The sequence below is a fragment of the Sphingopyxis sp. GW247-27LB genome, assembly GCF_002277025.1.
Lineage (GTDB): Bacteria > Pseudomonadota > Alphaproteobacteria > Sphingomonadales > Sphingomonadaceae > Sphingopyxis.
The window spans coordinates 58648-80860 of record NZ_NIWD01000006.1; the positions used below are offsets into that span (position 1 = coordinate 58648).

At 60.0% G+C, this 22213-nt stretch carries 39 protein-coding genes; 9 read left to right on the forward strand and 30 right to left on the reverse strand.

Going from position 1 to position 22213, the window contains the following annotated elements:
- Positions 1 to 11 precede the first annotated feature (11 nt).
- The 19 genes from CD928_RS05685 to CD928_RS05770 all read right to left on the reverse strand — a co-directional run bounded on the left by CD928_RS05685 (position 12) and on the right by CD928_RS05770 (position 9280).
- The gene (locus tag CD928_RS05685; RefSeq protein ID WP_141237098.1) at positions 12 to 578 is read right to left on the reverse strand and encodes a hypothetical protein; all 567 of its coding nucleotides are present in this window, start codon (positions 576 to 578) and stop codon (positions 12 to 14) included.
- Positions 557 to 730, reverse strand: coding sequence for a hypothetical protein (locus CD928_RS23330; RefSeq protein WP_176473473.1), 174 nt, complete (start codon positions 728 to 730; stop codon positions 557 to 559). The genes CD928_RS05685 and CD928_RS23330 overlap by 22 nt, the downstream gene beginning before the upstream one ends.
- Entirely contained in the window at positions 727 to 963 is a 237-nt protein-coding gene (locus CD928_RS05690) for a hypothetical protein (protein WP_217983732.1), read from the reverse strand. Before CD928_RS05690 ends, CD928_RS23330 begins: the two co-directional genes overlap by 4 nt.
- Entirely contained in the window at positions 960 to 1955 is a 996-nt protein-coding gene (locus tag CD928_RS05695) for a 3'-5' exonuclease (protein ID WP_176473474.1), read from the reverse strand. Before CD928_RS05695 ends, CD928_RS05690 begins: the two co-directional genes overlap by 4 nt.
- A gap of 14 nt (positions 1956 to 1969) precedes the next feature.
- Positions 1970 to 2260 carry a hypothetical protein gene (locus CD928_RS05700; RefSeq protein WP_141237099.1) on the reverse strand — a complete coding sequence of 97 codons (291 nt, stop codon included), beginning with the start codon at positions 2258 to 2260 and terminating at the stop codon, positions 1970 to 1972.
- Entirely contained in the window at positions 2257 to 2457 is a 201-nt protein-coding gene (locus CD928_RS05705; protein ID WP_095386110.1) for a hypothetical protein, read from the reverse strand. Before CD928_RS05705 ends, CD928_RS05700 begins: the two co-directional genes overlap by 4 nt.
- Positions 2454 to 2618 (reverse strand): hypothetical protein, encoded by a 165-nt coding sequence (locus CD928_RS23335; RefSeq protein WP_176473475.1) that lies wholly within the window; start codon positions 2616 to 2618, stop codon positions 2454 to 2456. The genes CD928_RS05705 and CD928_RS23335 overlap by 4 nt, the downstream gene beginning before the upstream one ends.
- Entirely contained in the window at positions 2615 to 3181 is a 567-nt protein-coding gene (locus tag CD928_RS05710) for a phosphohydrolase (RefSeq protein ID WP_095386113.1), read from the reverse strand. Before CD928_RS05710 ends, CD928_RS23335 begins: the two co-directional genes overlap by 4 nt.
- Positions 3178 to 3588, reverse strand: coding sequence for a hypothetical protein (locus tag CD928_RS05715; RefSeq protein WP_095386116.1), 411 nt, complete (start codon positions 3586 to 3588; stop codon positions 3178 to 3180). The genes CD928_RS05710 and CD928_RS05715 overlap by 4 nt, the downstream gene beginning before the upstream one ends.
- 5 nt (positions 3589 to 3593) lie before the next feature.
- Positions 3594 to 3932, reverse strand: a complete 339-nt coding sequence (locus CD928_RS05720) for a hypothetical protein (RefSeq protein ID WP_095386119.1) — start codon at positions 3930 to 3932, stop codon at positions 3594 to 3596.
- A 548-nt stretch (positions 3933 to 4480) separates the two neighbouring features.
- Entirely contained in the window at positions 4481 to 4903 is a 423-nt protein-coding gene (locus CD928_RS05725; protein WP_095386122.1) for an SLOG family protein, read from the reverse strand.
- Positions 4900 to 5598, reverse strand: coding sequence for a DUF2786 domain-containing protein (locus tag CD928_RS05730; protein ID WP_095386125.1), 699 nt, complete (start codon positions 5596 to 5598; stop codon positions 4900 to 4902). Before CD928_RS05730 ends, CD928_RS05725 begins: the two co-directional genes overlap by 4 nt.
- Complete coding sequence (locus tag CD928_RS05735) at positions 5585 to 5932, reverse strand: hypothetical protein (protein WP_141237100.1); 348 nt, start codon at positions 5930 to 5932, stop codon at positions 5585 to 5587. The genes CD928_RS05730 and CD928_RS05735 overlap by 14 nt, the downstream gene beginning before the upstream one ends.
- Positions 5925 to 6170 carry a hypothetical protein gene (locus CD928_RS05740; protein WP_095386131.1) on the reverse strand — a complete coding sequence of 82 codons (246 nt, stop codon included), beginning with the start codon at positions 6168 to 6170 and terminating at the stop codon, positions 5925 to 5927. The genes CD928_RS05735 and CD928_RS05740 overlap by 8 nt, the downstream gene beginning before the upstream one ends.
- A gap of 216 nt (positions 6171 to 6386) precedes the next feature.
- Complete coding sequence (locus CD928_RS05750; protein ID WP_095386137.1) at positions 6387 to 6755, reverse strand: helix-turn-helix domain-containing protein; 369 nt, start codon at positions 6753 to 6755, stop codon at positions 6387 to 6389.
- 92 nt (positions 6756 to 6847) lie between these two features.
- On the reverse strand, positions 6848 to 7288 hold the full coding sequence (locus CD928_RS05755; protein ID WP_141237101.1) for a hypothetical protein: 441 nt from the start codon (positions 7286 to 7288) through the stop codon (positions 6848 to 6850).
- On the reverse strand, positions 7285 to 8055 hold the full coding sequence (locus tag CD928_RS05760) for a hypothetical protein (RefSeq protein ID WP_095386143.1): 771 nt from the start codon (positions 8053 to 8055) through the stop codon (positions 7285 to 7287). Before CD928_RS05760 ends, CD928_RS05755 begins: the two co-directional genes overlap by 4 nt.
- Positions 8052 to 8873 carry a hypothetical protein gene (locus CD928_RS05765; RefSeq protein WP_095386146.1) on the reverse strand — a complete coding sequence of 274 codons (822 nt, stop codon included), beginning with the start codon at positions 8871 to 8873 and terminating at the stop codon, positions 8052 to 8054. Before CD928_RS05765 ends, CD928_RS05760 begins: the two co-directional genes overlap by 4 nt.
- Positions 8873 to 9280, reverse strand: a complete 408-nt coding sequence (locus CD928_RS05770) for a hypothetical protein (RefSeq protein WP_095386149.1) — start codon at positions 9278 to 9280, stop codon at positions 8873 to 8875. The genes CD928_RS05765 and CD928_RS05770 overlap by 1 nt, the downstream gene beginning before the upstream one ends.
- A 323-nt stretch (positions 9281 to 9603) precedes the next feature.
- Here CD928_RS05770 and bamE point away from each other — a divergent pair, with 323 nt between their 5' ends.
- Together bamE and CD928_RS22955 are read left to right on the forward strand one after the other, a co-directional pair.
- Positions 9604 to 9915 (forward strand): outer membrane protein assembly factor BamE, encoded by a 312-nt coding sequence (gene bamE, locus CD928_RS05775; RefSeq protein ID WP_141237102.1) that lies wholly within the window; start codon positions 9604 to 9606, stop codon positions 9913 to 9915.
- Positions 9912 to 10145, forward strand: a complete 234-nt coding sequence (locus CD928_RS22955) for a hypothetical protein (protein WP_141237103.1) — start codon at positions 9912 to 9914, stop codon at positions 10143 to 10145. Before bamE ends, CD928_RS22955 begins: the two co-directional genes overlap by 4 nt.
- Before the next feature lie 293 nt (positions 10146 to 10438).
- Here CD928_RS22955 and CD928_RS05785 read toward each other — a convergent pair whose 3' ends face one another.
- The 9 genes from CD928_RS05785 to CD928_RS05825 all read right to left on the reverse strand — a co-directional run bounded on the left by CD928_RS05785 (position 10439) and on the right by CD928_RS05825 (position 14334).
- On the reverse strand, positions 10439 to 10813 hold the full coding sequence (locus tag CD928_RS05785; RefSeq protein WP_095386157.1) for a hypothetical protein: 375 nt from the start codon (positions 10811 to 10813) through the stop codon (positions 10439 to 10441).
- Positions 10814 to 10910: 97 nt separating this feature from the next.
- A complete protein-coding gene (locus CD928_RS05790) occupies positions 10911 to 11273 on the reverse strand; it encodes a hypothetical protein (protein ID WP_095386160.1) in 363 nt (120 codons plus the stop codon).
- A gap of 240 nt (positions 11274 to 11513) precedes the next feature.
- Positions 11514 to 12236, reverse strand: coding sequence for a hypothetical protein (locus tag CD928_RS05800; protein WP_095386166.1), 723 nt, complete (start codon positions 12234 to 12236; stop codon positions 11514 to 11516).
- Positions 12237 to 12513: 277 nt separating this feature from the next.
- Positions 12514 to 12723: a hypothetical protein gene (locus CD928_RS05805; protein WP_095386169.1), complete on the reverse strand. Its 210-nt coding sequence runs from the start codon at positions 12721 to 12723 to the stop codon at positions 12514 to 12516.
- 188 nt (positions 12724 to 12911) lie between these two features.
- Positions 12912 to 13163, reverse strand: coding sequence for a hypothetical protein (locus CD928_RS05810; protein WP_095386171.1), 252 nt, complete (start codon positions 13161 to 13163; stop codon positions 12912 to 12914).
- Entirely contained in the window at positions 13160 to 13420 is a 261-nt protein-coding gene (locus tag CD928_RS22960) for a hypothetical protein (protein WP_141237104.1), read from the reverse strand. Before CD928_RS22960 ends, CD928_RS05810 begins: the two co-directional genes overlap by 4 nt.
- The gene (locus tag CD928_RS05815) at positions 13417 to 13860 is read right to left on the reverse strand and encodes a hypothetical protein (protein ID WP_141237105.1); all 444 of its coding nucleotides are present in this window, start codon (positions 13858 to 13860) and stop codon (positions 13417 to 13419) included. The genes CD928_RS22960 and CD928_RS05815 overlap by 4 nt, the downstream gene beginning before the upstream one ends.
- A gap of 49 nt (positions 13861 to 13909) precedes the next feature.
- A complete protein-coding gene (locus tag CD928_RS05820) occupies positions 13910 to 14098 on the reverse strand; it encodes a hypothetical protein (protein WP_095386189.1) in 189 nt (62 codons plus the stop codon).
- Positions 14095 to 14334: a hypothetical protein gene (locus CD928_RS05825; protein ID WP_095386190.1), complete on the reverse strand. Its 240-nt coding sequence runs from the start codon at positions 14332 to 14334 to the stop codon at positions 14095 to 14097. Before CD928_RS05825 ends, CD928_RS05820 begins: the two co-directional genes overlap by 4 nt.
- Positions 14335 to 15509: 1175 nt before the next feature.
- On the opposite strand from CD928_RS05825, the gene CD928_RS05830 reads away from it, so the two are divergent.
- The 5 genes from CD928_RS05830 to CD928_RS05845 all read left to right on the forward strand — a co-directional run bounded on the left by CD928_RS05830 (position 15510) and on the right by CD928_RS05845 (position 17321).
- The gene (locus tag CD928_RS05830) at positions 15510 to 15854 is read left to right on the forward strand and encodes a hypothetical protein (protein WP_095386191.1); all 345 of its coding nucleotides are present in this window, start codon (positions 15510 to 15512) and stop codon (positions 15852 to 15854) included.
- On the forward strand, positions 15847 to 15969 hold the full coding sequence (locus CD928_RS23740) for a hypothetical protein (protein WP_255247055.1): 123 nt from the start codon (positions 15847 to 15849) through the stop codon (positions 15967 to 15969). Before CD928_RS05830 ends, CD928_RS23740 begins: the two co-directional genes overlap by 8 nt.
- Positions 15966 to 16154: a hypothetical protein gene (locus CD928_RS05835; protein ID WP_095386192.1), complete on the forward strand. Its 189-nt coding sequence runs from the start codon at positions 15966 to 15968 to the stop codon at positions 16152 to 16154. Before CD928_RS23740 ends, CD928_RS05835 begins: the two co-directional genes overlap by 4 nt.
- 211 nt (positions 16155 to 16365) lie before the next feature.
- Positions 16366 to 17013: a hypothetical protein gene (locus CD928_RS05840; RefSeq protein WP_095386193.1), complete on the forward strand. Its 648-nt coding sequence runs from the start codon at positions 16366 to 16368 to the stop codon at positions 17011 to 17013.
- Positions 17010 to 17321 (forward strand): hypothetical protein, encoded by a 312-nt coding sequence (locus CD928_RS05845; RefSeq protein WP_095386194.1) that lies wholly within the window; start codon positions 17010 to 17012, stop codon positions 17319 to 17321. The genes CD928_RS05840 and CD928_RS05845 overlap by 4 nt, the downstream gene beginning before the upstream one ends.
- A 79-nt stretch (positions 17322 to 17400) precedes the next feature.
- Here CD928_RS05845 and CD928_RS05850 read toward each other — a convergent pair whose 3' ends face one another.
- Positions 17401 to 19941 carry a VapE domain-containing protein gene (locus tag CD928_RS05850; RefSeq protein ID WP_095386195.1) on the reverse strand — a complete coding sequence of 847 codons (2541 nt, stop codon included), beginning with the start codon at positions 19939 to 19941 and terminating at the stop codon, positions 17401 to 17403.
- 27 nt (positions 19942 to 19968) lie between these two features.
- The gene (locus CD928_RS05855) at positions 19969 to 20268 is read right to left on the reverse strand and encodes a hypothetical protein (protein ID WP_095386196.1); all 300 of its coding nucleotides are present in this window, start codon (positions 20266 to 20268) and stop codon (positions 19969 to 19971) included.
- Positions 20269 to 20426: 158 nt separating this feature from the next.
- On the opposite strand from CD928_RS05855, the gene CD928_RS05860 reads away from it, so the two are divergent.
- Positions 20427 to 20993, forward strand: coding sequence for a hypothetical protein (locus CD928_RS05860; RefSeq protein ID WP_095386197.1), 567 nt, complete (start codon positions 20427 to 20429; stop codon positions 20991 to 20993).
- 17 nt (positions 20994 to 21010) lie between these two features.
- Positions 21011 to 22210, forward strand: coding sequence for a DUF2800 domain-containing protein (locus CD928_RS05865; protein WP_095386198.1), 1200 nt, complete (start codon positions 21011 to 21013; stop codon positions 22208 to 22210).
- Positions 22211 to 22213: the final 3 nt, after the last annotated feature.

Sequence of the window (22213 nt, forward strand, 5' to 3'; positions counted from 1 at the left end):
TTTCGCGTGATTTACAGGGAATGAAGAAGCGCGTCGACCTTCGCGGTGAGATCCGCGATCGTGCCGTCGTTGTGGATTTCAGCCATGCGCAGATGGTCGAGTCCGCCTTCGCTGGTATGCGACGCCGTGACGGTGACACCGGGTCGAACGACGCGATAGACTTGCGCCCCGAGACGATGCAGCGCGTCGAGCTCGTTTTCGTAGCGGAGATCGTCGACAATGATGCTGTTGCCGGTGCTGAGCAGGATTTTGCACCGCTCGACCGTGATGTCGGTCCAAAGATTTTCGCGCAGGGCCTTGCGTCCCCACTCGGTTCCGAGCGTCTGCATGACGCGACGCGCCGAAACCCCCATTTCGGGGATGTCGATTTCCTTGGCCTCACCCTCGACGCGCGCCTCGACTTGGTCGTGCGAATAACCGAGTTCGTAGAGCAGCGCGCGCGTCATCACCTTCAGCGGTCCGGCGAATTTCACCAGTCGAAACTGATGTCGGAACACCAAATGATCGGCGATGACCGATTTCCCCGACCCCATGGCCGGCGAGCAGAGCGCGATGATTATCGGGTGACAGGCTGACATGGTCGTTTCCTCGGAGTTGCGAACCAATCGGTCCAACGGAAGAGGTTGAGCAGGAACGTGATGCGCGCCGCGGTGGTCGTGTCGATGCAGTCGGCGACATGTCGCCTGTCGCGGAGCACCTGTTTGCCGTTCTGGTGGTAGCGGCGTGTCATGGCAGCATATCCAGCATGTCGCGCATCGCGAAGACGCTGACGTCACCCTTCGCTAGGTCGAAGGCTTCCATCGGCCATTGCTTTTCGGGATGGTATTCGTTTGACCCGAAGAAGATCTTCATAGGACGCGCTTCGCGTTCGGATGTTTCGCCTCGATGGTTGCGGTAGACGAAGCGGAGCGGATAGGTGTCGTCGCTGAATGCAATCAGCTTGAGGGTGCGTTGGTCGGTCATTGGTGGATGTTCGCGAGTGCGTCCCGCGCCGCCGCTATGCTTCGCCCGAGTTGGAACAACGTCGAACCGCCGAGCGCGGTGCCGGGCTTCGCATTATAAGCGTCGACCGCTGCAAGGACTGCAGTCGCGTCGCGATCCAATATCCTGATGGCGTCAGCCAGCATTCGCCGCTTCTCAATAGCGACATTGTTCGCGGCGAGCAGTTCGGTGACGCGGGCGTTGTGTATCTGGTCGAACGTCAATGCGACGTCCAGCGTCTGAAGGGCAGGTCCCGACGCCCAATCGTAATCTTCGTAGAACGTCCCCTCGCGAATGCGTCGAACGACTTCATGCAACGAGGTATATTCAGACGGATTCTGAGAAAGACCGAGACGCCGATACGCCGCACAAACCGCCTTCGCCTGCGTGATCGCATCGTCGAGTGCATTGTGAAACGTGCCGGTCGCGAAGTCTTCCAAGCACTTGCGCGGGTCCATGCCCGCCGCCTCGAAAATGGTCCGCGTGTCGCGCGGCGCGCGATAATGCCACGGCGCCGGCAGGTCGACGGCATGGTAGGCTGCTTCGAGGATCGACACGTCGAACGATGGACCGTGCGCCCAGATGCGGATGTTCCAGGGGCCGACGAATTTCACATCGTCACCCTCGTAATCGGCGCCGACCAATCCGCAGAGCCATTCAGCGAACCGCGACAGACCGTAGGCGAGATCGACCGGATCGTTGAACGCAGCCTTCGCATTATCACCCTGGTCGTTCCACCATTGGACGGTCTCGGGGTCGCGGGTCATGGGGTATCGGCGATCCTTCTCGCTTTTCGCAAGATGGGTTTCGAAAATCCCGTTGCGCCAGCGACCTTTGGGATTGTCGACCGCCACGTGGAAGAACCCCGGTTTGTCGGGCGACCCAATCTGCCCCGTCTTCGGATCGAACACCGTCGCGCCGATGCTACGCAGGTCGCAGCCGGCTCGCTTGCCCCATGTCTCGAGGTCGACCATGACGTGCAGCGCGGTCACGACTGCACCTCCACCACATTGAACACAGGCGCATCAATCGAACCGCCCGCATCCTGAATCGTCACACCATCGGCAGTCCTTCGCACGATAAAACCTCGCGAGTCGGCCCAATCGACCAGTTCGTTCGCGAAGCGCGTCTTGCCGCACCCTTGCGGGCCGCTGAGCAGCACGTCGATGTGCAGCACGTCGAGTTTCACCGGTAGCGGTTTCGGAAGCCGAGGCGGCTGGCGCGGGGAGGCATCAGACACAGATAGCGACGCCGCATGGCCGACGACGAACCCCGTCACGACACCATCTCCAATCCCGACACATTGATCGTGATCGACTCGAAATCCCGCCCGCGCGGGTTCGGCGTCAACGATCGCACGATGCGCCGGCCTTCCATGATCGTCACGCGATGCCCTTCGAGCGATGCGGTGACGCCGATCTGATGGGCGACATGGTGTGCCGCAGCGAGATCCGCGGTAGTGATGTCGATGATCATCTGCGGGGTTCCTTCTCGAATTTGACGGTGATGCGCGCGTCCTGCTGCGCGTCGATTGCGGACTGGCGGTAACCGCCCCTCTGCAGGACAAGATCGACCATGCCGGCGATCTGCGACTGCGCGGCCTTGTCGGCGATGCTGTGGAGGGTGACTTGGATCATGGTTGAAGTTCCGCGAAGCGCGCAGCAAACCGTGTTTTCGCCGCGCTAGGGACCAGACATTCAACAGTCACATCGGCAGGCTCACCCTCGATCTGCCAGGGTGCGGGTGGCGATCCCATGATCTGCTGCGCCTCGGCAAGCAGAACGGCGTTGTCCGCTTCCTTGATCGACGGATGCAATTCCTCGGGCACACCGAAGCGTTCGGCGATGACGCGCCAGAGCACGTCTTCCATTTCGTGATAACCGCCGAGATATTTCTTGATCGGCCGCGGCACGTCGACGAGGTATGCCTCGGTTGCATCGTGCAGCAACGCTTGCAGCGCATGTTCAGGCGGCACGACGAGCGAGACGAGAACGCTGTGCTCGGCGACGCTATAGAACCGCGAGCAGTGGCCGGCATACCGGCACATGTTCGACAAGGCATGAGCGATGTCGACGATTAGCACCTCGCCTGGTCGCGGGTCGAGCGGCCAGAACTGGACGCTCGAATAGGTCTGCATCCAATTGCCACGGCGCGTCTCGCCTTCGGCGCGATTATCATATGTTTCGCTGACGTTCGTCATCCTATCAAATCCTCCAATTCCGGCGCCGCACTCACAGGCGCGCCGATCAAATCGTCGAGATCCACGGCGGTGACCGCCGATCCATCCAGCAGCGCGCGATGCGCAACTGAGACAGCAAAACCTTCTGCGAGAGCCGCGTCGAAACAGGCCAGAACAGCGTCGATCACACCGCGACCTTGGCCGCGCGCGACGACGATCCGCTGGTAGTTGTCGGGACCGCTGCGGCGCAGGGTGAACGCCATGCAGCGATATCCCCTCCCCTCGCGTTCGATGTCGTCGAAGTAGAGGCCCTGCTGGCCGCAGCTGGCGTGGAAGTCCGACCATCCCTGCACCTTGCGCGCGGCCTCGATCTGTGGATCGGATTTCCACATAGTGACGTTGCGGGATTTATGGATCTGGTCGGCCATTGTGGTTACAGGGCGACGAAGCGCCGCGGTCCGGTGATCACGGTTTTGCGATATGCGGGATTGTCCGACTTGGACGGACGCACCACTAGGGAGCGCGCCATGCGAGCCTTCGGCAGCATACGCCGAACATGATCGGTTGCCTCGATCTCGATTTCCGCGACGGTCTTGCGCAGTGCGGGCAGCACGTTCGCCTGTGCAACGGCGATGAGGGCTTTTTGTCCCGAAATCGCTGCGCCGATGCGCCGATTGGCGATCGGCGTGAAGCCCTCGACCCGATCAAGCTGCCGCTCGCGACGTTCCTTCATGCGACGGCGATGCGTGTCGCGACGTTCCGATTTTTCCATGTTCCGAGTCCCTTCGAAAATTGACAACTCACTTATGACGTGATTCTTGCAGGAGGCAAGACATTTTATCACGTTTGACGTGATTAAGGGCGACGGTTGCTATTGGCAGTTCATCCAGCGATCAGCGGTGGCCGCATCTCTGAACGGTAACCAAACCCCGGATCGGTTGTGGAGGAAGTAGTTCCACCCGGCGCATCCTGGCAACAACTTGCACCGGCAGCGACGATTGTGGAGGCTGTAATCAGGACCGACCTTCGCGATCAGCATCTCGATATTCAGGATGCGTTCGCACTGGCAGCGGTTGCACTCCACCTTGGCGCCGACTCCGTTACGGAGCATGTCGCCCAGGGTTGGTCGATAGAATCGGTTGAAGCCGCTGCGGTCTGCCATGCGGCGGCGGTATTATGTTCCGGTTATGTTCTCAACGGGTTTGGGTTTGCCTGTCCGCCGACGATTGCGCTCATCCTCACACCGAACGATGTGGCGCGCGACGCGATGGAGATCGTAACTCGAATAGCGGCAATATGGACAGCGATGGGCGGCGTGCATCAAGTTAACTCGATCTCATCGCCGCATGGCCCGTACAGCGTCCAAGCGCGCAGCCGCCATATCTGCAGGCCCGCGATGTAAGCCTTCTGCAGCATGTCGGCCGTTCCAGGTCCGCCGTCGGTCCCGAGAATTCTCGCGGCACCGCGCGTCAGCAACTGCGAGTTTCGCTTAAACCCCGCGAGCGCGTTGTACTCGCGCCCCGAGCGATCATATTTCACGCGACATGGCGGACTCATATCGTTCCAGTCGGCGGGCAGTGGGTCACGCGCTACACCTTCCCGCTTTGCCCACTGGTCGGCGATGCGATCAGCGCCTGTCAGGCAATCGCCATGGATGATCAGCGTCGGACGCAGATAGTCCAGTGCTGCGTGCAGCTGCGCGACGCCGTTGAACGCGCGCCCTCCTGTGACGATCAGTTTCATGTCAGGTATCCCGCAGCTGCACCGCCACCCCGTAACCCGCGATTCAACGACACGCGGTCGCCGGCAGCAACACCGTCACGATATCCGCGATCCAGGTCGCGCGAGCCCCGCGCCCTCCCGTTCCGCAGCCGATGACCAGCGTCCTCCATGGCCTGCTTCACGAGCGCGTCGTGCAGCACGATCAATCCTTTCCCCGTCGGCGCCGTCGGTTTCATCGCGCGGATGCGTGACGCGAGACGGTCGGACATGCCGTCGAGGAACGGTCGCACGCGACGCCTGGCTTGCGGCGTCCAGATCCCGACGTAAGACGGCGACGGTGCCGCGCGTCGCATCGCTGCGGCGCATATCTCGAGCATGTATTTCGCGACTTCGACTTCATGGTCGAACCCGAAGAACGAAACGGACGGGATTTCTCCGGGACGATTCGCCCACGACTGCGCGCCGGTCAGCGTCGCCACCGCCTCGCCGATCTTCCATAGTTGCTCGCCGACCGGATCATCGTGACGCTCGCGGTGCTCCGTGAACGGCGAGGCGCGCATCTCGGCTTCGTCGAGCGTCATGTTATATTTGGCGAGCAGCCGGGCGAGTGCTTCGGCCGCTGCAAGTGCCTCTGCCTCGGTGCAGCCATTCTCGACGGTCTTTGCGGCCAGCGCGCGGATGCGACCGGATATGGTGGCGCGGTTAGCCTGCGACATGCTGCACCTTGGCGATGGCGCTTTCGGCTATGGCCCTCACGGTCAGGCAAAGGTCCTGCGCCGTATGCGCGTTCGCCGAATTGGGCGTCAGCTTCGCGAGACGGTCAAGTGCCTCCCGCAGTTCGGCCGTGGCGGCTTCGCGGTGGGCTGAGATGGCTAGGGTGGCGGCGAGCATCGTAGGATTGGCGAGAATGGTCCGGGCGCACATTACGTCCGCCTCCGTCACGGTCGGCTGGTTAAGGTTGGTCATGGTCTCGTCCTTTCCACAAACAGAGCAGGGATTGTTCTCGCCCTCGGGCCGATCCTCGCAGGCTATGCAGGAAATGCTACGCATTGCTCCCTCCTTCCGGTTCGGGGAGGTGGTCGAAGCTAGAGTCGGCATCGCACCATTCACCGACGTAATCCGCCGCAAGTCTCGTCGTCCGCTCTATCGCGGCGATGGCGGACTGAACACCGTACCAACCATCATGACCACCGTTTATGATGGCTCGACCAACTTCGTCTTTGCTGTGCGCTGGCAACACGCTGGCAGCGATCTCCCGCGCCATCGCGAGAACCTTGGGATGGGTCATTGCTGTTGCTCCTGTAGGTAGGCGCGGACGGCGAGGCCCCGCTTGAGCAGTGGATTACCGATCTTCTTTCCGCAAAGGCCCATGTCAACGAGCCGACGGCGAACGTCATGGCGTGTTCCCCTGCGCATGAACCATTCGCCTAACACGCCGCTCTGCCATGCTCCCTCAATCGCTTTCCGCTGGGCTGGGCTAAGCCCCCGTGCGATCCTCTCCACCTCACCCGACATGCGCGCCTCCTGTCCACCGATACCCGCGACGCCAGACGGTCTCGAACGGCACGGCGATCCCCTCGCCCGCCAATATTTCCCTGATCCGGTGGATCTGGATTCGCACCGCGGCAGAGACGTCTTCCGCATCAGAATGCCGCGCGCCCAACGTCTCCGACGACACGATGCGTCCGACATCCTTCGCGAGCGAGTGCAGGATTCCGACCTGCGTTTCGGTCAGCCCTTCGATCAGTTTGCCTCGGCATGTGACGCCGTCGCGCGGGTCGATCACCCAATCGTCGACGACGAGCACTTCGTCTTTGCGTAGGTCATAGCCGCAGTTCGGGCAGAAGGGAGGGATGGTGTAGTGGGGTCGCATGTCAGGCGTCCCGCGTCCAACGACCGGCGTCGTGCAGCGCGCAGTTCGGGTCTTCTCCGAAGACTTCGCCGCAAGTGCAGGTCGGCTTCACCTCACCCACGATCATTCTCCCCGGACAGCAGGGCATCGAGACCGGCGCGGATTTGCGCGATCGTTCCATTTGCTTGCTGCGTTGCGATGCCGAGCGCATCCTCGGGCGTGTCGGCGTTCACGATGAATTGCAGGACACTGCCCCGATCACCGATGCCCTCGAATTCAATCCATGCGGCGTAACGATCGCTGGTCATGGAGGGGTGGCAATAGATTTTCGCGGGGCCTTTCTCGACGCGATAATGCCAGCCGCTGTTTTCCCAAACGTGAGGTTTCCAGCCATCGCCCATTCGGGCGGCAAGCGCGGCGCAGTTACGGGTCGCGACGTCGAACGCCATCTTGCTGCATTTGTGTCCGCAGCGAGGCGAGCAATACACGGTTCCGTCATCGCTCAAGACCGGCGTCCATCCGTCCGAGCGGACCTTTTCCATCGTGGTAGTCACCGATCATTCTCCCCGGTTGATTGAGCGCGGAGGGCGGCGTCGATCGCATCGAGCGCGGATTGCGACATGCCGATCCAGTCAGCGTCGCGGTGCTCCTTTGCGTCGTTCAGGTCGGCCTCAATGATGCCGCGCGCGATCGATAATCCGTCGACCGCCTCCCGCAGCCGCTCGGTCTGTGACTGGTCGGTGGTGAGGGCGGCGAGAGGCGTTGCGACATACCGATTGCGTCGAGGATCAGCGGTGATGTCGTAAACCGACGAACAGCGAGCAGTGCGGGTTTGAAACACGCCCTTGTCTCCCGGCGTCCACCCTTCCGCTTTGTAGATCGCTGCGATGAGGTCGTCGGCGACCGCTCGTTCAATGACGCGGCGCTGCACCGCCCCGCCTTGCTCGATAGCTGCACCGGATGCAGAAGCGCGGTCGGCCGCGTAAAATGCAGGCATTAGAGCCGGGATTGCGTCGATGATCTCGTCAACCTTGTTGGCGGCCGCTTCAATCGCGGAGATACCAGCACCCGTGCGCAATGCTTCATCGTGCTCGATGCGCAGCCGGGTCAGTTTGGAAATTTCACCAAACAGAGCCGCCATTTCGACGGACATGTGCTTACCCGCCCCACTCTCCCGCTCGGCATTGCCTGATTGCGAGAGGCGGTGGCGGAACCGGTCGCACATTATATCGAACACTTCCTGCGCAGTGCGGCTTTCGATGCCGATGATCGGGCGCAAAATGTCAGCCTGCGTCGGCTTTAGCTGGCTATCGGGGGTCATATCCGTTCCCCATCGATATCAACTTCAACGAGCGGTACCGCGACTTCCTTGTGGCAAATTTTCTCGGGGTACTGCCCGCCGAAGTGGACGGCGAAATTCTCGTCGAGCCGCACGCGACATTCGAGATAATGTCGCGGATTGCTGACGAATTGATGCGTGTGACGTGGCGTCGGTGAGAAATTCAGCCCGCCGCCAACGCTGCATTCTTCCTTTCTGCCGTTCCACTGATGGTCGATCGGCGTCGAACCAGGCTCGTAGGTCGTGCCCCATTTGGAACGATACCCCTCGCCGACCGCCTTGTAGACGATCGCGCAGCCATCTTCGACGCGGACACCGTAGAAGTCGCACCAGTCTTGTGGCGTTTCGAGTTTGATCTGAAACTGCAGACCACCTTCGATTTTCGCATTTCCCTGAACACGAATGATGACGTTCGCTGCGGCCTTGCCGGTGAGACGGTCGCCGCGGGTGAACACATAGGAGAACCCGTTAGCATCCAAGCACGGCGCGCTGGTCCCCCTCGTCACGATGCGGGGCGCGCTGGTCTCCCACGTCTCGATGCACGGCGCGCTGGTCTCCCACGTCTCGATGCACGGCGCGCTGGTCCCCCTCGTCACGATGCGGGGCGCGCTGGTCCCCCTCGTCACGATGCACCCTTGCACGTCGGTGGTCGAGATTTCGACGTCCGCCGCCACTTGGATGTCCACACCCGTCAGGCTCACCAGAGCGAGAGCGAACGAACCGCCCACAATCCGAACCGGCTTACCAGCCTTGATCGCCTTTTCGGCAGCGGTTTTCGTTTTGACTTCAACGCGTTCCATTACACAAACTCCCACTCACAGGGCTCGCCAGGGCAAGCGCGAAAAAACGCCACGATCAGGTTCATCAGGGACGGCGCGCGCTGCGGCAGCTGCGACAATCCGGTGCCGAGCCCGTCGCGTGGCACGTAGACCGTCAGACCCCGCACCAGTGCGGCCGAGACCAGCGACAGGTCGAACGTCACGCTCTGCAGCGCCGCAATCGAACCCTCATGGTAGAAGTCGCCATCACCCATGCCTGGCGCGAACTTCGTCGCGATACCGATTGCGTTCGGCTCGCCGCGCATCGCCGCGGCCTGCCCGCCCATACCGACGCGCTGGCAGTTGTCGCCGAACACGAACCGCGCACCGGGCTCCGCGCGCAGCATGTCGCGCGTCACCCATTCCAAATATTTCACCTGGCCGACCATTTTCTCTGACGCCTCCACTACGAATCACTTTTGACGTGATATTTCCCCGAGAAATATTTGTCAACTGAAACGTGTCATAACACGTTTCGCTTGCATCGTGCAAAGAATCACCTTATACGTGATTCGTTCGCTGATCCCGAGTTGATTGCACCGCCCTGCGATCCTCCATCCACGGTCGGCGAACAGCACCGAACCCCGCAGCGTTTTCCTCCCCTGGCGCTGCGGGGTTTTTGGTGTGCGAACGGTCGGGTTTTTTGCTATTTCTCCGAGAGGTGTGTATTTCTCTGGCTTGTTATTTCTCTGGGGCGAGGGAGACATGTATCATGCGTCGTTATTTCTCTGCTGTCGGCATGGTGGCGCTGTTGCTGGTGGCGGGTTGCGCGTCGGTCGGGACGAACTACAGTGCCGCCGCGGTTGACCAGTTGCGAGCCGGCATGTCGCGCGCTGAAGTAATATCGATCATGGGTGAGCCCACGTCCCGCGCCGTGCGACCCGATGGCCGATATGTTCTAGGCTGGTCCCATGCGCGCTCGAGCGCGTTCGGCGCCACGACTGCCAAGGCTATATTTTTGGGGTTTGACCCTGACGGGCGCTATACCGGCGCGCTGTCTGAATCGGAATCGGACTCAAAATGAAACCTATCATCGCTCTAGGCGCACTTGCCGTTCTATGCGTCGCGGCGTTCTTCGCGCTGCTAAATCATTCTCCCATGCCGCGTATCGCCCATGGTGCGAATGAGTGCCGCGACCTGGCATTAGGTGACTGCCTTGAAAAGAAACGCGTCGATCGGAATCGTGAGCGTTACGCTAAGGCGATGCGCGCTGAGCTCAGCGAGTCCGAACGCGAGCAATACGGTTTCGAGTAAGGAACGCCCCGCCGCGACCATGTCGCCGACGCGTCGGCTTCGACTGACACAAAAAACCCCGCACGATGGCGGGGCTTAGTGACTGTAGGCGGTGGCGCGGCTCTATCTCCCGCGTATCACCTCGAGCAATGCCAGCCATAGCGGCAAAGCGATTATCAGGCACGCAACCAGAAATATGCGACCCCACTGGTCGACGCGCGCCGCGGCTAGTGCTTTCTGTTCAGCTGTCGCGCCTTTCGACGCGATCCAGGCGAGACCGACAACTAGGGCGATCATCATTAGCATGGCCGGTTTCATACCGCCTGAAGGACGTTGAAACCAGCATCACGCAAGCAGCGATCCCAAGTCCGACCATCGTCCTGAATCAGACTGAAACGAAACACGCTTATATGTGCTTGGTTCTGAGCTTTCGATTTTGTGCCTCTTCCTGGAATATCCGTATCAAGTTTCCGCGCTGCCGCTTCCACCGCGGCGCTCGCCTTGTCATAGCCACCGCCGTCGGCATGTCCGCGCACCATTTCAACGCCTATCCAGTGGAGATAAGCAGTAACGCGTCCCGATGCGCCGAATTTCATCGCCACGGTTGCGACGCACTCGCCATCCTTCAGGATGACATGTGCAGAAACTTGCGCGAAGGCAGCGTCATGCTGCTCGTAAATCCGAGTCATAATCAAATATCCCCTTGTAATTCAGCCGCGATCACGCGCGCCGCGATCGAAGCGACGGCGACGAATCCGGCCAGTGAAATCAGATGAATGCCGGTCATCACGAGTGACCGACGATCGGGAAGATGACGCGTCCGCGGCGGCGCAATTCCGCCCATGGGTCGCGTATCTGGTAGTCAGGGAAGCCCCATATCGGGCACCCTTCCCCGTCCCATGCGCGATTTTCCTCAGCGTCCCATGTCAATCCGCAGCTGAACGCCGGCATGTCGGTGAGTCCGAGCATTTCAGGCGGGACAGGCTCGAGTCCGTTGCCGCCAATGTTCTCGCAAACCTCGGACTCCGCGCGGTAATACCCGCCGTCTGCCGCCGCGCTTGCCAGATCCGCGCGCCCGGCATTCGAGGCGGTGAATAGCAACCCCGCATCGGTGATGCGGGCGGCGATATAGTTGTTTCCCCATATCATTGCGTGATTCCTACTCGTTTCACGTGATTAACTGGCAGGCCGGACGCGCCGAACGGTAACGCCGCCCTCTTCGCCACAATTGAAATGCCACCCGGCCCCGTTCTTGATCATCTCGCGGACTTCGCGCCGCGTTTCGGCGGCCGACATGTTGCGCGGTACGCTGACGGTAACATTCATGGTCACCTGCTTGCGCCGCTTGTCCCACTCTCTATACATTACAAATCTCCCGTTTCGCGTGATTTATGCCGAAACCAGCGCGGCCAATCTCGTTCCCATGGCGACCGCGGCGGCGCGCGCTGCAGCATCGCATTCATCAAGATAATCGTTGGCGGTTTCGGTCAGATAGTCGCCAGCGTCGGACTCGATACCCCATAGAGCATGGTCGAATTCGCCGGTTAGCGGCAGATCCTCTACGAACGCTTGCACGGCGACACCGGCATATTGCCATTGATCATCGCACCATTTCCGCAAGCGGTCATAGTCTGCCATGGCAGCAGCTGCAGCGTATTGACGCGGTGTCATGGTCGCGCGGTGCGCGTCATGTAGAGCGGCGACCGCTTTGCTTTCGCTGTCGAAGCCGCCGACGTTGCAGCCGGGCGCATGCCCGTTGCCAAACCAAGCATACCACTTGCCGCCGCTATTCTGTAATGCTGTCATGGGATCGGGGATGTAACCCCACCCGTCGCGCCGCGCGATCTTGCACGCTTCAGCAAAGTCATAGAAGCGCGCCCGACCATGGTAGACGCTGCCGCCATCGTCGCACAATTTGAGATCGCCCGGCGCCTTATCGTATCGTCCCGCATAGTTGCGGGCCCGCCAATCCGACACCGGACCATGCCCGTCTTCGCGCTCCCATGGTGGCGTCATATCGTCATCGGCGTGCAACGTAGCAACGAAACGGATTCCGCCCCGCTCGCATTCGATCGTTTCGCCAGAATAGCCGCTGAATCTATCGGTAAACATCGTCCCTACCCTTTCCGAATCACGTCTAACGTGAGTTTATCTTAAACCTAATAACTCACGTTTCAAGTGTTATTTCACCCTATCAGTGACTCTATCAGCCATGAATCCATCCCGATCGCCTCGCGCGGCAGCGATCCGCCATTGACGCAACGCGCGCACGCGCCTGTTGACACGTATCGGACGCCATCGGCATGACCATGGCGGCAACTGGCGCCGGTGTAATATTTCAGGCGGGCACGGCGTGCCTGGTCGCGTGCGGGGGATTTGGGGCGGGCCATTATACCAGTCGTTCCCCGTCGCAGTACGCCTCGCCGGACGCGACACAACTGGTCTCGAATTCATACGCGCTCCACCAATCATCGGCGAGGTGATATTGGCGAGCGTGACGTTTCAGCGCACGTCCCATTGCTTCATTCGCTTCGGACTCCGTGCTGCCGTAGGTGAGGAATTCGAAGTTTTCCGTTTCCAGACGAACAATCCAGATCATGCTGCTGTCACCTTCGTTACCGTAGCGTGCCGCGGCAAATCGAATTCACCCCTATCGGTGACCAGTAACAGCATGTTGCCTGGCCGATTATGGACGTCGACAACGCGGCGCGGGCCATGGAATAAGATGCGATCGCCGACTCTCAGGTCGCGGACTAGAGTTTGCATATCATGACCTCTCTCTCTATCTCAATGAACCGTCGCCGCGGTCATCTCGCGGCATATCAGCGCGTCAATAGCCCGAGCGCGCTCCGCGACGTTCGACGGGATGACGGGCGGCGCTTCGCCGGCCCCGAGCAACAATTCAGGCTCTTCCAACATCGTCATGATCCAGGCGACATCAAACCAATCGTCGAATTCGGAGTCCCTCATCCCGTCGATATTCATCGGGAACGTGAGGCGGGCGGCGAGCTCGCGCGTCATGGGGTCGGTGTAGGTCATCGGATGTTCTCCCTATTCATCTTGTCCGCGACGCGTTGCGCCGCTTCCCATGACCGGAACAAGCGCAACCGCCCGCCCTTCCCTTCGGACTCCAAAAACGTCACTCCGGTTGCCGCGACGCGCTGATAATCAGGGTGGGGTGGGAAGAATTGACGCGTAACGCGCCACCCTTTCGGATGGCCGCTGCTCGCCTTCCATTGTCCATGGTAGAGCGCGTCGGCGAGAGTCATGGCGGGGCGGTTCAGAGCGGCGCTCACGTCGCCGACTCCTGCCCGACGATGTAAAGCGCGCCATCGTCGCCGACATATGTCTCAAGCGACGGGTGGCGCGCGACCAGGTCCGACAATGCTCGGCCGATGCGGCGATTCAGGTCGCGGTCATCACAAGCCCATATGTCGCGGTCGCGAAACCCTGCACCATGGCCGGCGCGTTCGAGATACAGATCGCTGCCGATTTGCTTGCGAACATGATTCCATGCCTGATTGCAAAACGTCGCCAGATTGACGTCATCGGTTACGTTCACCGCGCGCGCCGCAGTTATAAACTGGTCGCATTCCGCGATAACAGCGCGCAATGTCGCGTCGGGGCAATCGTATATTGTGCCGGTGTCGCGCGCTTCGCGTTCCTCGCTGCACGCTTCGTCCGCTTCGCGGTATTGCGCGTCCTGCAGCATGGTGGAGAGGAATCCCTCGACCATGGGATTGGCGCTGAATATATCTTGCCTTTCGGCATCCGGACTTCGCATCTCAACGATTCCTTTCAATCAGCCCGCAGCCCGCGGGAAAATCAGACGAGTCCATCGCGAACAGGTCGCCGCCGGCGCCGTCGCATTCATGGGCGATGAATTTCGGGATTGGCGGCGTTGCGGCGATCGACACCGCTAAGAGGGTGACGGCGACGCCAGCGGCTAGGCCGGTGAGGTAGTAGCGGATCATTGATCCACCTCCCTCACGCCAACAGCGACAATCGTATTCCCGCTGCGAAACGTGCGACCAGTCGCCATATGCACGGCCATGATATCCAGCTGCTCGGCGACCATGCGGTCGCGGCTTGCTTCGCTGACACAGTGAGCGATTGACGCCGTGCCGTCGCTAAGTTCGGCGATGACGTGATACTTGACGCGCTCGAAAGTCCTCCGGAGTACGGCGGGCGTATTGTCGGGCAGATCCATCGTTATTCCCCTTCATGGGTGACCCGCTGCGCGAATCACTTTTGACGTGATTTACCTTAGGACCGCCGCGTGAATAGTCAACTCTCGCGTGAGTTTTTTTGGGAGTAAATCTTAGGACGCGTCGACCATGGTGCGGCGCCAGCTGGCGCCGCTGCAGGCGACGGCGCTTCATCCGTCATTCTAAGTTTTACATGGGCGGGAACGTGAGGGGCGGCGTGCCTGGCCGCTTCGGGTGACGTGTTGTGGTGATACAGTTTAGCTTAAATCAGGTGTATTAGTTGCACGATACAGTTTAGCTTAAAATAACGCAGTTGTATGACAACTTTGTTTTAACTTAGACACGCGACTCGTGACATATCGGCTCTAAGGTTAACTCATTTGTCAAGTAAAATCAGCACCTTGGGTCCCTCTCAGCGAGTGCCGGCAGGGCGAGTGGCGCTGAGCCCCGGTTTCGGACAGTTTTCATTTAAGCTAAATAGGCTTAGAGTTTACCTTAGGAACGGACGACATGGCTCATAAGTCGTTGATATTGCATCGGAAAAATCTTGTTCCAGATCTTGTTCCGTTATTTCCGTTTGATTTCAGTAATTTAAGCTAAACTGGAACAAGGGCCTAATTCTTGTTCCACGTTCTTGTTCCAAATTTTTTGCGGTTTTTCAGCCATTTGAGCTAGGTGGAACAAGAATCAGCCATTTTTCCCTAGAAACTATCCTTGGGGGTAAATGGAGCGATCAATGGTAGGTATCGACGAAGCACGAGACAGAAAAAACGTTCTGCGAGACGACAAGTCTTTAGGAAAAACGGCCTGTTCCAGTTCCACTTGGCGCAACACGTTGAAACTACTTCGAAATTCTGGAACAAGAAGGTGGAACAAGAATTTTCGATCTTGTTCCAGTTCCACCCTGAATTTGCTACTAAGTTTTATTCGGAGCCCGAAATTAGCGCCGCGGCGTTCTAAGGTTTATTCGCCGATGATCGCGCACCTAGTTGAGCGTCATCTAAGATTTATCCACCGAGACACGTCGCGCCGTTTCTAAGTTTTATTCCGCGGTGCGGTCGATGGTCGCTCGGGATCACGATGCGCTTGAGTGCGTCGCGCTATCACGCGAGACGTGTTGACTCCAATTGCATACTCACGTATCAGGTGATTCTATTTCCACGGGAGGATCGCCGACATGGAAGACGCCACTGCTCGCATCACCCGCATCCACGTCACGCGGATATACGAAAGCTGCGAGCGCATCACGTTCTTCGTCCAGGTGACGACCGACGAGGGTTTCGAGATGACGGTCGTCAGCCACGCGACTGGCTCGATCTACACCGACGGCAAAGGTCTCACCGTCGACGAGGCACGCGACCGCGCACTGACCGACGCGGCCGATTGGGGCGACTTCCTGCGGATCGCGCCAGACCCTTTCCTGGTCGACGGGTACATCGTCGATCCGAAGTTGCGGTTCGAGCGATTCACGACGCGGCGAGTACTGGCTGAGCGTCGCGCGCAGAAGCAGACCAATGTCTGACCTGATCACCCTATTCCGCGACATCTTCATGACCATAGGCACGATCGCCACCGGCCTCACGCTGCTGTGGCTCGCCGCATTGGTCGTGCAGGTCTGCCGGGCGATATTGCGATGAATCACCCTCATCACATCATCTGCCAGCGTGTCGGGATGAGCTATTGCCCAGACCGGGCAGGCAACGACACCGAAGTCGTGCGACTGGCCGAATGCGTACGCATGGTCGACAAGATCAAGAGCAATCCGACAGCCGTCGCCGATGAGATCACGCGATATCTTAACGACCTAGAAGAGAACCCATGACCGCCAGATGCGCGACATGCCGCTTTCGACACCCTGACCTACGGCCCGGCTACGAAGGCGCAGGCGAGTGCCGCCGCTTCCCTCCGACTCTGGCTGTGTGGACCATGACAGGCCACGAGCAACCATCACAACCCGGTTTCGAGCAACATTTTCCCTGGATGCAGGCCGACGCTTGGTGCGGCGAGCATCAACCCTCAGGAGACCCCGTGACATGACCGCCATAGCCGCCATCACCCACAACGGCGTCGTCACCATGGGAGGCGACAGCGCGAGCGTCGGGGATTCACACTATCTCAAGCACAGCGCGACGCCCAAGGTGTTCGAGGTCGGCCCGTTGTTGATCGGCTACACGTCATCCTTCGCGATGGGACATGCGCTGCAGCATCGCCTGACGTTCAGCGTCGAAGAGATATCGGACATTCCCGCGGCGAACGACGCCGCCGCGCTCGACAAGTGGATGGCAACGATATTTGCCGACAAGGTCCGCGCGTTGATGCGTGAGGTCGGCTTCATGTCGAACGACAAAGGTGCAGAGCGCGGCGGAACGTTCCTGGTCGGCCTCAAAGGGCATATTTATTGCTTCGACTCCGACTATCACGCGCTTCGCTGTCTAGAAGGTTACGCCGCCTGCGGGTCGGGCGTGACAGCGTGCATGGCGGCGTTGTGCGTGCTCACGAAGATTAAGCCGGCGCCGAGCGTGACGATCATCCGCACGAGCAGTCGAAAGGCTCGGCCGTTCGAGCCCCTGCCGGAAGGTGACATGGCTGTGGAAATGATCGAACTAGCATTGGAGGCAGCGCATTCGTGCGTGACGACGGTGCGACCGCCGTTCCATATCATTCAGGGAGGACGGGCGTGATTATCAATCCCAACATCATCTCCGAAGTCGCTGACACCCTGACGGACATCGAGACGCGTGCGATCGGCGAACTCGACACGTTCTACGGCCACGGCCCTGGACATCTCGCCTCCAACCTGCAGATTTCCATATCGGAAGCGCGCGACACTCTGCGCAGCCTCCGTGCTAAAGGGATCGTAGCCTTCGGTCACCTGATGGACGAAGACGAAGGCATGATGCGAGGCAAGGGTTACTGGCTCGACAACTTCGGCAAGGCGGTGCGCAAGTTCATCGGGTTGGACCCTTGCGACATGGTTGAATCTCGCTGATTTCCTAATCGCGCCCGGCCATCCCGAACCCCGCGCAGCTCCTAGAGATTTTACCGATTTCCTCCCGGCCCCGGCCACCCTACCCGATCAACATATCCGCCATCATTTGCACCGCGCCCATGCGTCGATAAGTGCGCTGCTTCCCGTGCAGTTTGAAGCGGAACTGCTCATCGGATTTCTCCCATCCGGGGATGCGATTCATGCAGCGCCCGACCATCGCAGCCTTGGCAGCATCATACTGCTCCTGACGCCCGCCAAGACAGTCGATCCATATCTCCCGCAGACACGTCACGTCACGCGGCTGACCGTTCTCAGCGTCGAACACCCCTTCCGCAGGTATCGACTTGTCGAGCCAATCGGCAATGATGCCAATGGTCGCATCGTCACTCGTCTCGACGCGCCGGCTTTCCTGCAGGTGCGACGCGATCGTGCGGGACATGGGGTCGGTGAGATATAGCGGCAGGATGCCGCGCGGCTGCTTCTCGCGCATCTGCCGGTACAGCGTGACCGCTTCGGCCCATATCTGGTCAAGGTTCGCCTCGAGCGCGCTGATGTCGATCTCGGAGACCGCACACATGACAGGCCAGAAGCGGCGCCCACCCGTGTCGTCCTTGAGATATTCGCGGTCATTGGTCGAACCGATGAAGATACACTGGCGAGGGTATTCCCCTGCCCGCCTCGCGTAAGCCAGGCGCACGCGATCTTTCTGCCTGCTGATGAATGCCTTGATCGAGCGCACGTCGCCGCGGTTGAAGCCCGACAGTTCAGGGATCTCCATGATCCACGCGCCCTGCATCAGTTCGACCATCTGCTTCTGGTCGTGGAAATCACCGTCGAGTTCGGCGAACCAGCTGCGGCCGAGCGTCTGGATGAAGGTCGATTTGCGCTTCCCCTGAAGACCCTCAATGATCACAGCGAAGTCGAACTTGTGGCCGGGCTCATAAATCCGGGTGACCGCGGCGATCAACATGAGGCGCGCTATGTCTCGATTATAGGCGTTGTCGGTCGTACCCAGATAGTCGATGAACAGTCGCTCTGCGCGCGGTACACCGTCCCACTCGACCGATTCCAGATATTCCTTGATCGGATGGAACGGGTTGTTGTCCGCGGCGAGGACAATGGAGGATTTCAGGTCGCGATCAGTGACCTTGGTTGAATAGCCGCCTTGCGTCTTCGGCGCCTCGATCACGGAACGGATCGCGAAGTCGCGGTCATCGCTCCACAGGTCGCCGTTGATGCCGTCGCGGACGGTCCACATGCGACCTTGAAGCTGTTTCACCGGTTTTGCGGCGCGGGCGCGCTGGAACATCTTACCTGGTTCGCGGCGCTGCACCGTCTCATGGGTGAAATCGTTGAGTTGCGGCACGCCTTCGAAGCGCGGATCGTTCTTCAGGATGAGTTCGACGTTGTGGAGCGTCGAGCGCAGTCCCCCTTCCTCGTTGAAGTCGAGCAGCGAGATCCAGTCGAGGTTGCGCGGCTCGTCGTCATCAGCGCCGCCGTCAAGCGCCGCCAACGTCTCCTTGATATCGTCCTCGGTGACCGCGTCGTCGTCGGATTTGGCTTCGGGATCGGTGTCACCCGAGGCAAGGAACTCGTCGAGATCGCCAGATTCGTCATCCGCATCGTCGAAAGCCGTCGAAGGCTCGAGATCGTCCAGATCGGAACCGGCGAGCAGCATGTCGGTGATTTCGGACTTGCGCTGGTCGATGATCCACGCGCGAACCGACGCCATCGTGACCGGCGCGCGGCGGTTCCGCCCGAAGCTGCGCCACTTGCGCGGCATTTCGCGTGCATCGAATTTTTCGCTGCGCTGACTGTGCTTGAGCCAGAGGTCGTAACCTTCCTGCGCGCCTCCGAATTGGTGGTGAAGCGCCTGACCGAGCGTCACCCAGTCGTGATAATCGTCGATCCTGGCATCGGAGAGCGCGTCCAGTTCATCTTCCAACTGACCGGGTTTATAGGAAAGGGGTTCGCGGGTCTCGAAGCCATAGGTTTCCTCGTGCGCGACGGTCAGTTTCTCGAGTCGCTCGGTGCTGATCGCAGGAGACACGCCGAGTTCGAGCATGTCGAGATCGAATGGACGTTTCCAGGTGTAGCGTTCGCCCGAGTCGGGGTGAATCGAAGGGGGCATCGCGACCTGTTTGTCGGTGCCGAAAATCTCGATTTCCCAGTCATAGTGCCACTTGCCGTTGGCGCTGCGATGTTTCCCCTCAGAGACGGCGATTTTGCGGCTGCGATAGGAGCGGGAGCAGGTGAAATACAGGTGGCGCGATGCACCTCCACTGCCCGACTTGACGCATGGCAGCGTGTCGAGCGCGACATCGGGGAATAGTTCGCGCAGCTTGTTCCATGCCTCTGTGGCGAGCTGGGGCACGCGAATGTCGACGTCGATGACATGGAGATACGTGCCGTCGACCAGGCGAGACGGCTCACCGAGACGCACACCGACGTTCAGGTCGGGATTGTAGGTTTCGCGTAACCTGTCGAATGTTGGGGGATCGATGCTCGTCCAGCGGTTCTCGACAGGCTTTTTTGTGCGCGGTCGCAGCCAGTGGATCGCGAAACCCGCGGCGCGAAACGGCGCAATAGTCGTCAGAATATCTTGGCCGTCGTCAGCCATCGGCCACCACCCTCAATCGAACGAGAATTATTCGCAGAACTCGTAGAATCGTTCGAGCGCGGGAGGGGTGGCGGCGATTGCCTGAAGGGCCGCGATATTGGTCGGCGCGTTACAGAGACGATGCAGCGTTCGCGCGTTCGTGGGCGTCACCACGCCTCGGCGCAGCCACTTGTAGATGCCTTCGGCGGTCAGGCCGACATCCTTGGCGATTCGAGGCACGTCCAGCAGGCCGCGTTTTGAGCGATATGTGGGGAAATTCTCGAAGAGAAAGCGATAAAAGGGCTGATCCCGCCATGGGTCGCGACCCTGTATTTCGGTGCTGTGCATAGGCTGCTCCGGTGAAAGATGATGGCGTGGTAAACCTGATTGGAATAGAAATCAACCGAGACGTGTTGTTTCACGTTTCAGTTGATTTTAGTCGCGCGATGTGGTGAAACGCGGCGACTCGCATGGTGCGAGCCGTTACCGCACAAAGGGACACGAACATGAGCATCGAAGCCTTGCTCAAGGCGCACACCGAGGCGCTGGAAGCCAACACCGAACAACTGAAAATTCTCAACGCCGGTCGCGCCGAAGCGATCGAAAAGCTGACCGCGAACGATGCGGGTGCGACGGCGACGCGCAAGCCGCGCGCATCGAAGAAGGCCGAGGAAGCGACTGCAGCGGCCGAACCCGCGTCGGCTCCGAAGGACGACACTGCCCCGGCGTCGTCGAAGACTGGGAAATGGAACCCCGACATCAGCGACGACGGACTCCGCGCGCTCGCCGGTAAGCTCGTTGCCAAGGTCGCACCCGACCAGTCGAATAAGGCCGAGATCGCCGGCGCGCTCACGTCGATCAATCAGGAACTCGGCACGCCGAAGCTCGTCGGAGCCGACAGCACGCTCGACGACGATGGCAAGCGCAAGGCCGCGTTCTTCCTGACGCGGTTCGTCAACGACATGTCGGTCGATTTCAACGCCGACTATGACTTCGGCGAAGATCCGCTGCGCCAGGCGGTCGAGCCTGCCGCGGAAGAAGCCGCTGGCGACGACGGCTTCGACATCGGCTGACGGACAGCCGATCACCAATGCTAAGGGACTCCCTCCACGCCAAACTCGCGCCGTCCGCGGCAAACTTCTGGGCGAATTGTCCAGGGTGGGTTGAAGCGTGCGAGGGCATCCCGAACGACACCAATCGTTACGCCGCCGAGGGCACCGTCGCACACAAATATCGCGACTTCTGCCTGAAAACCGGCACGTTTGCCGAGCAATTCATCGGCCAAACCGAGATTTACCAAGGGACGGAGTCGCGCTGGAACGGCGAATCGTTCGACGTCGCACCTGTCACCTACGAATTTACCTGGACCGAGGATGACGCGCGCTTGCTGCAATTCGGCATCGACGAGGTTCGCATCTTCGAGGGTGAATTCTTCGGGGAGTATCGCGTCGATATATCGAAGTGGCTTGGACCTGATCAGTTCGGCACGCTCGACGCGGCGATCGTCTCCGATGACCTGATCGTCATCAACGACCACAAATGGGGTCGCTACATCCCGGTCTCGGCGGTGCAGAACAAGCAGATGATGCTGTATGCGCTCGGCTTCTGGTGGAACGTCGCGCGCAACGTGTCGTCCGCAAAGGATTTCCTGATCATCATTGATCAGCCGCGCTGCTACGGCGGTGGCGGTCGATGGCACGTCACCCTCGACGAGTTGCTGGCGTTCGGCGAGACGATCGGCGCGCTTGCCGAAGCAGCCCTGACGCCGGGCGCTCCGCGTCGCGCCGGAACGCAATGCGGATATTGCCTGCGGCTTCAGCACTTCGGGTGCGACGCGCACGACAATCTCATGAAGGATCTGACCATGGAAGCTGAACAGGTGCGCGAGATTGGTCGCGCCGTGACGCCCGAGCAGCGCAGCCGCCTGATCCTCCATAAAGGGATGATCGAAAAGTGGCTCGACGAACTCGCGAAGAATGCACTGGTCGATTATCTCGACGGGAAGCAGGTTCCGTTGCTGAAGGCCATCGAAGGTCGCGCGAACCCGCGAAAATATGTCGACGATGAGGCAGCGACAGTGCGTCTCACCGAAACGCTCGGCGACCGCGCCATGGCGCCGCCCAAAGTTCTCTCGCCGACGCAGCTGGAAAAGCTGATCGGCCCAACGCTCACGGACGCCGCATTCGGCGATCTGATCACCCGCAAACCTTCGACGCCGGTTCTCGTCCCGGTGGAGGATAGCCGCCCGGCAATACCCGTCGTGACGGCGATGTTCGACGATATCGAATAGGAG

Coding starts and splice junctions, on each gene's coding strand:
- CD928_RS05720 (WP_095386119.1), bottom strand. CDS start 3,932: ATGGAAAAATCGGAACGTCGCGACACGCATCGCCGTCGCATGAAGGAA.
- CD928_RS05820 (WP_095386189.1), bottom strand. CDS start 14,098: ATGATCCGCTACTACCTCACCGGCCTAGCCGCTGGCGTCGCCGTCACC.
- CD928_RS05730 (WP_095386125.1), bottom strand. CDS start 5,598: ATGTCGCAGGCTAACCGCGCCACCATATCCGGTCGCATCCGCGCGCTG.
- CD928_RS05860 (WP_095386197.1), top strand. CDS start 20,427: ATGAGCATCGAAGCCTTGCTCAAGGCGCACACCGAGGCGCTGGAAGCC.
- CD928_RS05815 (WP_141237105.1), bottom strand. CDS start 13,860: ATGGTCGAGGGATTCCTCTCCACCATGCTGCAGGACGCGCAATACCGC.
- CD928_RS05790 (WP_095386160.1), bottom strand. CDS start 11,273: ATGATATGGGGAAACAACTATATCGCCGCCCGCATCACCGATGCGGGG.
- CD928_RS05760 (WP_095386143.1), bottom strand. CDS start 8,055: ATGACCCCCGATAGCCAGCTAAAGCCGACGCAGGCTGACATTTTGCGC.
- CD928_RS05840 (WP_095386193.1), top strand. CDS start 16,366: ATGACCGCCATAGCCGCCATCACCCACAACGGCGTCGTCACCATGGGA.
- CD928_RS05710 (WP_095386113.1), bottom strand. CDS start 3,181: ATGACGAACGTCAGCGAAACATATGATAATCGCGCCGAAGGCGAGACG.
- CD928_RS22955 (WP_141237103.1), top strand. CDS start 9,912: ATGAAACCTATCATCGCTCTAGGCGCACTTGCCGTTCTATGCGTCGCG.
- CD928_RS05855 (WP_095386196.1), bottom strand. CDS start 20,268: ATGCACAGCACCGAAATACAGGGTCGCGACCCATGGCGGGATCAGCCC.
- CD928_RS05715 (WP_095386116.1), bottom strand. CDS start 3,588: ATGGCCGACCAGATCCATAAATCCCGCAACGTCACTATGTGGAAATCC.
- CD928_RS05785 (WP_095386157.1), bottom strand. CDS start 10,813: ATGACTCGGATTTACGAGCAGCATGACGCTGCCTTCGCGCAAGTTTCT.
- CD928_RS05690 (WP_217983732.1), bottom strand. CDS start 963: ATGACCGACCAACGCACCCTCAAGCTGATTGCATTCAGCGACGACACC.
- CD928_RS05725 (WP_095386122.1), bottom strand. CDS start 4,903: ATGAAACTGATCGTCACAGGAGGGCGCGCGTTCAACGGCGTCGCGCAG.
- CD928_RS05740 (WP_095386131.1), bottom strand. CDS start 6,170: ATGACCCATCCCAAGGTTCTCGCGATGGCGCGGGAGATCGCTGCCAGC.
- CD928_RS05765 (WP_095386146.1), bottom strand. CDS start 8,873: ATGGAACGCGTTGAAGTCAAAACGAAAACCGCTGCCGAAAAGGCGATC.
- CD928_RS05735 (WP_141237100.1), bottom strand. CDS start 5,932: ATGCGTAGCATTTCCTGCATAGCCTGCGAGGATCGGCCCGAGGGCGAG.
- CD928_RS05825 (WP_095386190.1), bottom strand. CDS start 14,334: ATGGATCTGCCCGACAATACGCCCGCCGTACTCCGGAGGACTTTCGAG.
- CD928_RS23330 (WP_176473473.1), bottom strand. CDS start 730: ATGACACGCCGCTACCACCAGAACGGCAAACAGGTGCTCCGCGACAGG.
- CD928_RS05865 (WP_095386198.1), top strand. CDS start 21,011: ATGCTAAGGGACTCCCTCCACGCCAAACTCGCGCCGTCCGCGGCAAAC.
- CD928_RS05830 (WP_095386191.1), top strand. CDS start 15,510: ATGGAAGACGCCACTGCTCGCATCACCCGCATCCACGTCACGCGGATA.
- CD928_RS05695 (WP_176473474.1), bottom strand. CDS start 1,955: ATGGTCGACCTCGAGACATGGGGCAAGCGAGCCGGCTGCGACCTGCGT.
- CD928_RS05805 (WP_095386169.1), bottom strand. CDS start 12,723: ATGATCTGGATTGTTCGTCTGGAAACGGAAAACTTCGAATTCCTCACC.
- CD928_RS05705 (WP_095386110.1), bottom strand. CDS start 2,457: ATGATCATCGACATCACTACCGCGGATCTCGCTGCGGCACACCATGTC.
- CD928_RS23740 (WP_255247055.1), top strand. CDS start 15,847: ATGTCTGACCTGATCACCCTATTCCGCGACATCTTCATGACCATAGGC.
- CD928_RS05835 (WP_095386192.1), top strand. CDS start 15,966: ATGAATCACCCTCATCACATCATCTGCCAGCGTGTCGGGATGAGCTAT.
- CD928_RS05810 (WP_095386171.1), bottom strand. CDS start 13,163: ATGACCTACACCGACCCCATGACGCGCGAGCTCGCCGCCCGCCTCACG.
- CD928_RS05850 (WP_095386195.1), bottom strand. CDS start 19,941: ATGGCTGACGACGGCCAAGATATTCTGACGACTATTGCGCCGTTTCGC.
- CD928_RS05770 (WP_095386149.1), bottom strand. CDS start 9,280: ATGGTCGGCCAGGTGAAATATTTGGAATGGGTGACGCGCGACATGCTG.
- CD928_RS05750 (WP_095386137.1), bottom strand. CDS start 6,755: ATGCGACCCCACTACACCATCCCTCCCTTCTGCCCGAACTGCGGCTAT.
- CD928_RS05800 (WP_095386166.1), bottom strand. CDS start 12,236: ATGTTTACCGATAGATTCAGCGGCTATTCTGGCGAAACGATCGAATGC.
- CD928_RS23335 (WP_176473475.1), bottom strand. CDS start 2,618: ATGATCCAAGTCACCCTCCACAGCATCGCCGACAAGGCCGCGCAGTCG.
- CD928_RS05685 (WP_141237098.1), bottom strand. CDS start 578: ATGTCAGCCTGTCACCCGATAATCATCGCGCTCTGCTCGCCGGCCATG.
- bamE (WP_141237102.1), top strand. CDS start 9,604: ATGCGTCGTTATTTCTCTGCTGTCGGCATGGTGGCGCTGTTGCTGGTG.